The sequence below is a fragment of the Edaphobacter sp. genome, from assembly GCF_035532915.1.
Taxonomy (GTDB): domain Bacteria; phylum Acidobacteriota; class Terriglobia; order Terriglobales; family Acidobacteriaceae; genus Edaphobacter.
In genome coordinates, this window is sequence record NZ_DATKQC010000328.1 from 1 (window position 1) to 10,487 (window position 10,487).

10 protein-coding genes and 1 pseudogene are annotated in these 10,487 nt (G+C 62.0%); 2 read left to right on the forward strand and 9 right to left on the reverse strand.

The features are described from left to right. The 6 genes from VMU57_RS15735 to dnaB all read right to left on the reverse strand — a co-directional run. The coding region (locus VMU57_RS15735) for a Gfo/Idh/MocA family oxidoreductase (protein WP_325385090.1) at nt 1–856 on the reverse strand (856 nt) is incomplete at its 3' end. Next, nucleotides 857–1,063: a hypothetical protein gene (locus VMU57_RS15740; RefSeq protein ID WP_325385092.1), complete on the reverse strand. Its 207-nt coding sequence runs from the start codon at nt 1,061–1,063 to the stop codon at nt 857–859. 75 nt (nt 1,064–1,138) lie between these two features. Next, nucleotides 1,139–2,332 (reverse strand): alanine racemase, encoded by a 1,194-nt coding sequence (alr, locus tag VMU57_RS15745; RefSeq protein WP_325385094.1) that lies wholly within the window; start codon nt 2,330–2,332, stop codon nt 1,139–1,141. Between the two features lie 22 nt (nt 2,333–2,354). After that, complete coding sequence (locus tag VMU57_RS15750; RefSeq protein ID WP_325385096.1) at nt 2,355–3,083, reverse strand: YafY family protein; 729 nt, start codon at nt 3,081–3,083, stop codon at nt 2,355–2,357. 10 nt (nt 3,084–3,093) lie between these two features. Further along, on the reverse strand, nt 3,094–3,477 hold the full coding sequence (locus tag VMU57_RS15755; RefSeq protein ID WP_325385098.1) for a VOC family protein: 384 nt from the start codon (nt 3,475–3,477) through the stop codon (nt 3,094–3,096). A 155-nt stretch (nt 3,478–3,632) separates the two neighbouring features. Then, nucleotides 3,633–5,030 carry a replicative DNA helicase gene (dnaB, locus tag VMU57_RS15760; protein ID WP_325385100.1) on the reverse strand — a complete coding sequence of 466 codons (1,398 nt, stop codon included), beginning with the start codon at nt 5,028–5,030 and terminating at the stop codon, nt 3,633–3,635. 155 nt (nt 5,031–5,185) lie between these two features. On the opposite strand from dnaB, the gene VMU57_RS15765 reads away from it, so the two are divergent. Further along, on the forward strand, nt 5,186–5,485 hold the full coding sequence (locus VMU57_RS15765) for a DUF5076 domain-containing protein (protein WP_325385102.1): 300 nt from the start codon (nt 5,186–5,188) through the stop codon (nt 5,483–5,485). 6 nt (nt 5,486–5,491) lie between these two features. Here VMU57_RS15765 and msrA read toward each other — a convergent pair whose 3' ends face one another. Further along, nucleotides 5,492–6,193 (reverse strand): peptide-methionine (S)-S-oxide reductase MsrA, encoded by a 702-nt coding sequence (gene msrA, locus VMU57_RS15770; RefSeq protein WP_325385104.1) that lies wholly within the window; start codon nt 6,191–6,193, stop codon nt 5,492–5,494. Between the two features lie 27 nt (nt 6,194–6,220). Beyond that, nucleotides 6,221–8,287 carry a tRNA uridine-5-carboxymethylaminomethyl(34) synthesis enzyme MnmG gene (gene mnmG / locus VMU57_RS15775; RefSeq protein WP_325385106.1) on the reverse strand — a complete coding sequence of 689 codons (2,067 nt, stop codon included), beginning with the start codon at nt 8,285–8,287 and terminating at the stop codon, nt 6,221–6,223. Nucleotides 8,288–8,379: 92 nt separating this feature from the next. Between mnmG and VMU57_RS15780 the strand changes: the two genes are divergently transcribed. Further along, nucleotides 8,380–9,507: a mechanosensitive ion channel family protein gene (locus VMU57_RS15780; RefSeq protein ID WP_325385108.1), complete on the forward strand. Its 1,128-nt coding sequence runs from the start codon at nt 8,380–8,382 to the stop codon at nt 9,505–9,507. Here the strand turns inward: VMU57_RS15780 and VMU57_RS15785 are convergent. Continuing rightward, nucleotides 9,504–10,487 (reverse strand): annotated as a pseudogene (locus VMU57_RS15785) (hypothetical protein); the annotation flags it as partial. The gene VMU57_RS15780 and the pseudogene VMU57_RS15785 sit on opposite strands and share 4 nt — an antisense overlap.

The window sequence follows — 10,487 nt, forward strand, 5'->3', positions numbered from 1 at the left end:
AGAGGCCCGCCGAAGGATGCTGCCCTGCGGCCTGCGACATAGCAGCCAGCGCCGCAAGTTGGGCGGGATCCATTCCAGCCGCAGCCGCCACGTCGATCAGCAGCAGGTCCTGCCGTGCAAAATCGAGCGACAGATATTGATGCGGCTGAAAGAACCGCAGCTTCCGCACACGCTCCGTGCTCACGCGGCTGGCGGTAAAGTTGGCGACGCAACCGTTCTCGAACTCCAGCCGAACATTGGCGATATCCACCTTGTTCGAGAGCACCGGCAGCCCCACCGCACGCACCTCGCGCACCGGCGAAGCCACCAGGCTCAACACGATATCCAGATCGTGGATCATCAGGTCGAGCACAACGTCCACGTCGAGCGACCGCGGCGTAAACACGCTCAGCCGGTGCGCCTCAAAGAACATGGGACGGTGCAGATGCCGTCGCGCCGCCGTCACCGCAGGGTTGAACCGCTCCAGATGTCCCGCCTGCACAACGCGTTGATGCTTCCGCGCCAGCTCAAGAATCCGGTCAGCATCGGCAAGGTTTGCAGCCAGAGGCTTCTCCACCAGCAGATCGACGCCCGCAGCCAGCAAAAGCTCCGCAGCCGTCGCATGATGCACCGTAGGCACGCAGACCGAAGCAGCATCGAGCCTGCCCACCGAACTCAGACAGGCCGCAACGCTATCGAAGCCAGGAACGCCGAACTTGGCCGCAGCCTCAGCCGCAACCGCCGCACTCTGATCGACGACAGCGACAAGCTGAACCTCGTGGCCAGCATCCTGAAGCTCGCGATAGACGCGGAGATGGTTGCGCCCGAAGGCTCCAGCCCCGACGACAGCGACACGCAGTGGACTCGTACCTGCCACTTATTTAATAGGAGCTTCGACAGCCTGGCGGCAACGCGCATACAGTTCGAGCAGGTGAGTCACCTGGTCCTCCGGTTTTGCGGTCGCGGCAACGCCGAAGCCGGTCGCACCGCCGCCTTTGCTGCCGACATTGGCCTGGGCTGCGACAAACTTCAGCAGATCGAGCGCGATATCTTCCGTGCGCCGCGCCGTTGTGGTGGATTCCATGAACTCGTCCCTCTTTTCTCTTTAGCCGATCTTAACTGGCTGCGAGACAAGGCGCAACAAGGTGCAAAGAATGCGCTAGCTCGCCAGCCGCGACTCAGCCCTCATGCCGCACACGATCTCATACGCAATCGTATGCGCCAGCCGGGCATGGTCGTCCGCCGTGATGCCATCGCCGAGCAGCACCACCTCGTCGCCAACGTTGACGCCGGCAATCCCGGTCACATCGGCAATCGTAAGATTCATCGAGACCCGGCCAACGATCATCGCCTGCTGGCCGCCGATCATGCCCCATCCACCCGACGCGGCGTCCGATCCCGAAAGCTCGCGCCGCAGCCCGTCCGCATAGCCGACCGGCAACAGTGCCAGCCGCATCGGCCTCTGTGCGGTATAGATGGCGTTGTAGCCTATGGTGTCACCCACCTTGACCTCGCGCACGCCGATCACCTGGGTCTTCCATGCCATCACCGGACGCAGCTCGGGCTCGACCATCGCGCCGCCGCCTTCGACCGGCAAACAATATCCATAAAGCGCAATCCCGCTACGAACCATCGCCCGTGCGCCAGCGCTCGCGGCAACTTCGCGCAGCCAGATCAGCGCGCCGCGATCATGCCCGCTCGAGGCGCTGTTATCGACTGTCGAAGAGTTTCCGGCATGGACCCAGACCGGACGCAGACCAGACGCAGCAACCTCTGCCATCGCCTGCTCAAACCGCTCCCGCTGCATGAGCGTAAGCGGCGAGTCCGCAACCTCCGCCGAGGCGAAGTGCGTCATCACGCCCTCCAGCCGCAGGTCGCTCTGTCCGGCAAGCCAGGCTAGCAGCCCACGCAGTTCTTCGCCGGGCACAACGCCCTGTCGCGCCATTCCGGTGTCGATCTCCAGATGAACCGCCAGCGGCTCCGCGCCCAGCCGCGCCACCGCGTCGGCCAGCCACTGCATCTGCTGCCGCGTCCACACCACTGGAGTCAGCCCGTGGTGCACGACCGTCTCGGCATCGTCTTCGAGCAGCCCCGACATAACCAGGATCTTCGGCTGATGCTCGGGTGAAACTCCGGCCAGCGAAGCCTGAACCGCGACTCCCTCGTCGGCGTCGGTGACGCCCAGCCACACGGCCCCGGCATGGGCCAGCACCGGCGCGCAAACCTTCGCGCCGTGTCCATAGGCATCGGCCTTGATGACCGCCATCACGGTCACATCCTCGCCCGCGACCCTGGCGAGTGCAGCGTAGTTCGCCACCAGTCGCTCTTCTGAGATCTCTATCCAGCTCTTCACAGCTACTATCCTAATCGCCGCGCTAATTGGCGCCCGTCACCAGACTTTGGCGTCCCGGCAGGCGCTCGTTCTCCGGAGTCGCCGCGCGGATAAAGTCTTCGAGCGTCTGCCCCTTGCGCGGAACGAAGGTGCGCTCCAGCACAAGCACGTCCTCCATGCGGTCGATGCGAAAGGCGCGGAAGTCGTTGCGCAGCTCGCACCACGAGGCCAGCGTCCACACCCCGCTCCAGAAGGCGAGCGCCAACGGCAGCACCGCACGGTTGCTGCGCTCACCGTCTTCGCGAGCATAGCCAAACTCGATGGCACGCTTCGCGATGCAGGCCGCATGCAGGATGTCGATTCGTTCGCGCAGATGCTGCGCCATGTGCAAGCCACCGGGCGCAAACAGCAGGATGGAGTCGAGATCGTTGCGCAGCTCCGCAGGCAACACCGCCTCGATCCGTTGCAGCGCTTGATTGGCAGCAATCACATTCTCCGCGCCGCCCCACGCGCTGACCAGCCGCATCCCCAACACCAGCGCGGTGAGTTCGCTGCGGGTGAACATCAGCGGAGGCAGGTCGTGATCGCGTCGCAGCGTATAGCCGACTCCTGCCTCGCCTTCAATCGGCATGCCTGAAAGCTGAAGATCCTGAATGTCGCGATAGATGGTGCGCTGCGAGACCTCGAGCTTCTCAGCCAGCTTCTGCGCCGTCAGCAGACGGCCGAGGCGCAGAAACTGCACGATGCGGAAGAGTCGGTCGGCACGTCGCATAAGTGTGATCTTAGTGGGAGTGCAGACCGATGTGATTGCCTTCGGTATCGCGAAGGCAGGCGAAGTGGCCGTATCCGCCGGGGACTTCGGTCTTGGGCATCAGCACAAGGCCGCCTGCCCTGGGAACGCTGGCGAGCACGGCGTCGAGATCGCCGTCGCAGTTCAGGTAGACCATCGGGCCGGTCGCACCCGGTTTATGGAAGACCCGTTTCACCAGCGTCCCTCCGGTCCCGGACTCATCGACGGGGAACAGGGACATGGGGACGCCGATGGTTTGGCGCTGCATCTTCGCGTCCAGCAGGGTCTCGTAAAAGGTCGTGGCGCGGTCGAGATCTGCGCAAGGAATCTCGAACCAGTTGATGGCATTCTGGCGAACGGTGGTCGTGTTGCTCATGTCGCTCTCCTCAAAATCGGCTGACTTGAGACCAAGCATAAACAGGGGCTGCTGACAGCATTATGTCAGTAGGGTTTGAGATTCGTACGGCGAAGATAACTCGAAACAATTTCTGGGCCTTGCGCGGCTATCGCACGGATAAGCCAGGCAGGAGATCAGTAGCCTCCGCCGCCACCCTCGCCTTGCAGATTCTCAAACCGCGTGTAATCCGCCAGATACGCCAGATGCACGCTGCCCGTCGGGCCGTTTCTCTGCTTGGCGATGATGATCTCGGCCTTGCCCTTCGACTCCGGATCCTCGTCGCCGTTCTCGTCCTTGTTGTAGTAGCTGTCGCGATGAATAAACGCCACCACGTCAGCATCCTGCTCGATCGAGCCCGACTCGCGCAGGTCGCTCAGCATTGGCTTCTTGTCGCCGCCGCGCTGCTCGCTCGAACGCGAGAGCTGCGACAGCGCAATCACGGGCAGCTTCATCTCCTTGGCCAGCGCCTTCAGCCCGCGCGACACCGACGAGACCTCCTGCGTGCGGTTCTCGAACTTCTTCTGGCTGCCGCTCGCCGAACCCGTCATCAACTGCAAATAGTCAATCACGATCAGGTCGAGCCGCCCCTCCTGCTGTTGCAGCCGCCGCGCCTTGGCGCGCATCTCCGCCATCGTGATGCCCGGCGTGTCGTCGATGAACAGCTTTGACTCCATCAATCGCTCGAGCGCGGCCAGCAGCTTGCCCTTGTCTTCCTTGGGCAGAAATCCGGTCTGAATCTTGCGCGAGTTCACCAGCGCCTCCGACGCCAACATACGCCGCAGCAGGCTCTCCTTCGACATTTCGAGCGAAAACACCGCGACCACCTTGCCGCTATGCACCGCCGCATTCTGCGCGATGTTGATCGCCCACGCCGTCTTGCCCATCGAAGGACGCGCCGCGATGATGATCAACTCTGAGTCCTGCAACCCGCTGGTCATGCGGTCGAATTCGATATAGTGCGTTGCGAGGCCGGTGATCTCGCGGCCCTGCTCATACAGCTTGTCGATCGAACCGAACGACGACTTCACGATATCGCCAATGTCGGAAAAACCGCCCGTCACGGCGTGCTCCGAGATCTCCATCAGCCTTCCGCTGACGTTGTTCAGAACATCGAGCGCTTCCTGGCTCTGGTCGGCCGCGTCGATCATGCCCAGATCGCACACCGCCATCAACTGCCGCATCAGGCTCTTGTCGCGCACGATGCGCACATAGCTCTCGATGCTCAACTTCCTCGGCAGGCCTTCGCTCAGCGATGCGAGATAGGGCAAGCCGCCGATTGAATCCAGTTCTTTGCGCTTGCGCAGCTCCTCGCCCACGGTCACGATATCGACCGCGTGGCCAACCTCGGACAGGTGCACCATCACCGAATAAATTCTGCGGTGCGAGTCCAGCGCGAAGTCGTCAGTCTTCAGCAGCATGGTCGCGTCATTGATCGCGACCGGCTCGACCAGCATGGCGCCGAGAATAGTCATCTCCGCATGAAGAGATGCGGGCCGTTCCTGCTCGCCGACAATTTGTGGATAGGTAGCCATAAGGAGTCTTGAAGTTAGTGACACAGTGCCGTTGGATTCAAGGTGGCGCTGTGGATAAAGAGGAAATGCGGAGACTTGTAAGAGTTTACTCTTCAGTTAAGTTGGACGGGAAGATGCTATAGGCTTGGCAGATACCTCTTTTCACGGAGTGCAGAATGGGATCAGAGAAAATTCTTAGCGTTCCGGCCGCCGCCCAGCGCGACAAAGCCTCCTTCGAGGTGCTCCGCGTCTGGATCGCCGAGCAGGGTCAACACGTTAGCATTCGCAGCGGAGCCTGGGAAGACCCCTTCGCCTGGGGAATCGTCCTCGCCGATCTGGCCCGCCACATCGCCCTCTCCCACGAGCTGCAGGGCCAGGCCGTCGACAAGGACGCCTTTCTTGAGCGGCTGCTCGAAGGCTTCACCGCCGAAATCGACAACCCCACTGACGAGCCCGAAGGCGAAGTTACCCAGTAGCTTCGCCTACTCCCCTTTGTACTTCTGAAACAGCTCAGGAAAGTCCCGCTTCAACGTCTCGATCTTCGGCCGGTCGCAGACCTGAATATAAGGATTGTTCGGATTATTGGTCGCATAGTCCTGGTGGTAGGACTCGGCATCGTAGAAGCCCTTCAACGGAACCACCTGCGTCACAATCGGTTTCGAAAAGATATGCGCCGCGGTCATCTGCGCGATGTAGGCGGTCGCAATCTTCTTCTGCTCGGGATTGGCGTAAAAGATCGCCGAACGATACGACGTTCCCACATCCGGCCCCTGCCGGTTCAACTGGGTCGGGTCATGCACCGAGAAGAATATCTGCAAGAGTTGCCCATAGGTCAGCTTCGACGGGTCATAGACGACCTTCACGGACTCCGCATGTCCTGTCGTCTCGGTCGTTACCTGCGCGTAGGTCGCCGTCGAGGCCGAGCCGCCGGAGTACCCGGCAGTCGTCGCCGTCACACCCTTCACTCGCTGAAACACCGACTGCGTTCCCCAGAAACATCCCCCCGCGAACACTGCCGTCTCATGGCCCGGAGCCGCCGCCTTGGTCGCATCGACGACAGGCACGGGAGCCTTCGCCTGGGCGCTCACCTGCGTCATCTGCATTCCCCGCCATGCCACCGCAACCACTGCCAACACCAGCAGCGCTATCCACCCCAGCCGCATCGCCATCTTGCCCGTCTGCATCTCGAACCTCCACTGCAACCGCTGTGGTTAATACGCGTTCAGACCAGCCGCAGATTCATTAAGTTGGGCCGCCGCACTGCGTCGCCGCCCCTGAATCTCGATAAACCCATGAATCAGCGTCACCGCCGCAGGCGTCACTCCGGCGATGCGGCTGGCCTGCCCCAGCGTCTGCGGCCGCACGCGAGACAGCACCTGCTTCATCTCGGTCGACAGCCCGCTCACGGCCGCATAGTCGAACCAGTCAGGTATCAAGCGCTTCTCGGCCTTACGCAGCTTCTCGATCGAGCGCCGTTGCTGGTCGAGATAACCGGCATACTTGATCTCGGTCTCAACCGTCTTCATCTCATTACGAACCCACGCAGGCAGCCGCGCCACGGATGCAGGTGTCTCAGAGTTGGGTGCCCCATATCTCGATTCTGAGATGTGGGCATCGTGCGCATCCATCGCCGCAACCCAACCCGCCAGCACATCGCCTTCAAGCGCCAGCCGATCACGAAGCAGAGGAGCAATCTCCTCTATCACTACCTCGGGCCGCTTCAGCAACTGCGCGAACGTCTGCCCGGCAACATGCAGGCCATCGCCATCCAGCCGCGCCACCAGCTCCGCAGGAAGCTCACCTGTCTTCACCCGAGCCGTCTCCAGCAACTTCTCAAACGCCACAGCACGCGCCTGCTTGGCCTTATAACCCGCCCACGCCTCATCGTCGATCAGCCCCAGCCGCCGCCCATGCGGAGTCAGCCTGCGGTCGGCATTATCGATCCGCAGATGCAGCCGGAACTCCGCGCGCGAAGTGAACATGCGGTACGGTTCGTTGGTCCCCTTGCTGATCAGATCGTCGATCAGGATGCCCGTGTAACCTTCCGTCCGATCCAGCGTAAAGCCGTCCTCACCACGCACCGCCAGCGCGGCATTGATGCCCGCCATCAAGCCCTGGCACGCCGCCTCTTCGTAGCCGCTCGTCCCGTTGATCTGTCCGGCGAGATACAGACCCTGCATCGACTTCACCCGCAGCGTCCGGTCCAACTCCGTCGGATCAATCGCGTCATACTCAATCGCGTAGCCGGGCCGCAGCATCTCTGCATTTTCAAGGCCGGGAATCGAGTGAACCATCGCCGCCTGGATCTCCATCGGCAGACTCGTGCTCATGCCGTTGATGTAGACCTCGTGCGTATTCAACCCCTCAGGCTCCAGAAAAAACTGGTGTCTCGCCTTCTCGGGAAAGCGCACGATCTTGTCCTCAATCGAAGGGCAGTAGCGCGGCCCAATGCCTTCGATCTGCCCTGTATACATGGGCGAACGATGCACATTTTCGCGGATCAGCCGCAGCGTCTCCGGCGTCGTGTGCGCGATGTGGCACATGATCTGCCGCAGCGGCAGCGAACGGGTGCGAAAGCTGAACGGCGTGGGATCGGCATCGCCCGGCTGCTCCTCAAACTTGGTCCAATCAATCGTGCGGCCATCGAGCCGAGGCGGCGTTCCTGTCTTCAGACGGCACTCGCGCAGCCCCAGCCGCTTCAGGCTCTCACCCAGCAAAACACTGGCAGGCTCGCCGCTTCTGCCCGCCGTGTACTGCTGCTCGCCGCAGTGAATCAGCCCATTCAAAAACGTCCCTGTCGTCACGATCGTAGCCGCCGCGTGAATCACGCGCCCATCCCGCAGCTTCAACCCACGCACAATCCGCTCCGACGAACCCTCCACCTCATCCACAATCAGGTCCACCACCTCGGCCTGCTTGATGAAGAGATTCCTCTGCCCCTCCAGCACCTCGCGCATCTTCACGCGATACAGCGCCTTGTCGCACTGCGCCCGCGGGGACCACACCGCCGGGCCGCGCGACGTATTCAGCAGCCGAAACTGAATGCCGCAGGCGTCAGCCACCTCGCCCATCACGCCGCCCAGCGCATCCACCTCGCGCACCAGATGCCCCTTGGCGACTCCGCCGATTGCCGGGTTGCAGCTCATCTGCGCAATCAGGTCGAGGTTCAGGGTAAAGATCGCCGTGCGCAGCCCCATGCGCGCCGCGGCCATCGCCGCCTCGCATCCGGCATGGCCCGCGCCCACTACGACCACATCGTATTGTTCCGTAAAGCTCACCCTTCTATTCTAGGCTTCGCCGCAAAGTCTGTTCCCCGAGCGCCCGCCCGCGCAGGTCACTCCTCCTGCGCTTGCCGCATCCAAGCCTAAAGATGAATTCGATCTTTCATTTCCAACATCCCTGGTTCTCTGCGATCTTCTTCTTCTGTGCCGCGCTGGTCATCGCGAACCTGGTGCATTACGTCATCTTCCGCGTGCTCAAGCGTAAGGAGAACCAGGCACTCGGCATGGGTCTCGGCCTGCAACGCTATCTCGGCGGCCCGGCACGTGTCATCTTCCTGCTCACCTGCGTCCTTCTCGTCCTGCCCTTCCTTCCCATCCCGGCCAACATCGACAAGCTTCTCCAACACGGCTTCATCATGGCGATGGTCATCGCGCTGGGATGGTTCGTCGTGGGCTGCATCTACGTCCTGCAAGCCGTCATGCTGCGCAAGTACGACCTCACCGCCGCCAACAACGTCCGCGCCCGGCGCATCCACACCCAGTTTCAGGTCTTCCGGCGCATGCTCATCACCTTTGTCATCGTCATCGACATCGGCGTCCTGCTCTGGACCTTCAACGACCCGCGCATCTGGCACTACGGCTCCGGCCTGCTCGCCTCCGCCGGCATCGCCACCCTTGTGCTCGCCACCGCCGCCAAATCCACCGCCTCCAACTTTCTCGCTGGCCTGCAGATCGCCCTCACCGAGCCCATCCGCATTGACGATGTCGTCGTCGTCGAAGGCGAGTGGGGCCGCATCGAAGAGATCACCTCGGCCTACGTCGTCATCAAAATATGGGACCTCCGCCGCCTCATCGTCCCGCTCAGCTACTTCATCGAAAACTCCTTCGCCAACTGGACGCGCGAGTCCGCCGACATTCTCGGCACCGCCTTCCTCTACGTCGATTACTCCGTCCCGGTCGAAGCCCTGCGCGAGCAATTGAACATCATCGTCAAGGACGCCCCGCAGTGGGACAAAAAAGTCTGCGGTCTGCAAGTCACCAATCTCTCTGAACACACCATGGAGATTCGCTGCCTGGTCAGCACCCCCGACTCAAGCTCCAGCTTCGACCTCCGCTGCCTCATCCGCGAAAAGATGACAGCATGGATTCAGCAGAACTACCCCAGCGCCTTCCCCACCACCCGCTTCGCCACACGGTCCGACTCTGCACCCGGCCAGCAGCAGTCCTCATTATTTGGGGCGCAACACGCTGAACCTGCGACGAACAAGGAACATTAAAACTCAACCCGCAACCCAAGCTGCACCTTACGCTCGTCCAACTGCCCCGTCGAAGCCGAAGTAAACATCCCAAACGGCTGCACATTCAACCCCTCGGCCGCCACCGTGGCCGCATTCTGAAACACCAGTGGCGTCACGCCGTTCACCGCTGTCCCCTCCAGAAACGCCCGCTGCATGATGCCCGAATAGTTCACCCGGTTGGTCACGTTGAAGATCTCCGCCACTCCCTTCACGCGCACCTTCTCCGTCGCCCGCAGCGTCCGGCTCACGCGCAGATCGAGGTTCGCCGCATCCGGCAGCCGCAGCGTATTGCGTCCCACCGTGGGCAGGTACACCGCGCCGCCCGAGCCGTTGATGCTCTGATGGCCGCCAGCCAAGCGCCTGCCACCGTAGATATTGAAGCTATATGGCCTCCCGCTCCGCTCCGTAAACAGCGGAGCCACCGCCCATCCACTCCCCGCCGCTCGCAGCCATCGCCGCCCGCTCGAAACCTTCGGCTCCCACACCGCGCTCATCACCAGCTTGTGCGGATAGTTCAGCGACGACAACCCCTTGTCATACCGCAGATCGAACGGATCGAACTGACCATTCGTTCGCGGCGTCGATCCATTGCTCTCCCCGAAATCGATCGCCTTCGACCACGTCCAGCTCGCACGAAACTCAAGCCCGCCCACGGTGCGCCGCCGCGCTTCAATCACCAGCGCGTTGTAGCTCGCATTCGCGTCCGAGACCACATCGGTCACCGGGCCATAGCTGGCATCCACGCGCTGCGAATAGACCAGCGCGGCGAACATCTCGCCATCACGCACACCAGGCGCACCGGTCCCGCCCTGCAACTGAAACATCTCAACCCCCGTGGCCGGAGCGATATTAATATCCACCGAATCCGGCAGCTGCCGATCCAGATTCATCAGATAAGTCGCGCTCCCCACCACGCCCGCGCCCAGCTGCCGCTCGACCGTCAGGCTGCCCTGCTGCAC

Excerpts from the sequence above, each read along its gene's own strand:
- VMU57_RS15740 (WP_325385092.1), bottom strand. The coding sequence starts at position 1,063 with ATGGAATCCACCACAACGGCGCGGCGCACGGAAGATATCGCGCTCGAT.
- VMU57_RS15750 (WP_325385096.1), bottom strand. The coding sequence starts at position 3,083 with ATGCGACGTGCCGACCGACTCTTCCGCATCGTGCAGTTTCTGCGCCTC.
- VMU57_RS15755 (WP_325385098.1), bottom strand. The coding sequence starts at position 3,477 with ATGAGCAACACGACCACCGTTCGCCAGAATGCCATCAACTGGTTCGAG.
- dnaB (WP_325385100.1), bottom strand. The coding sequence starts at position 5,030 with ATGGCTACCTATCCACAAATTGTCGGCGAGCAGGAACGGCCCGCATCT.
- VMU57_RS15765 (WP_325385102.1), top strand. The coding sequence starts at position 5,186 with ATGGGATCAGAGAAAATTCTTAGCGTTCCGGCCGCCGCCCAGCGCGAC.
- msrA (WP_325385104.1), bottom strand. The coding sequence starts at position 6,193 with ATGCAGACGGGCAAGATGGCGATGCGGCTGGGGTGGATAGCGCTGCTG.
- VMU57_RS15780 (WP_325385108.1), top strand. The coding sequence starts at position 8,380 with ATGAATTCGATCTTTCATTTCCAACATCCCTGGTTCTCTGCGATCTTC.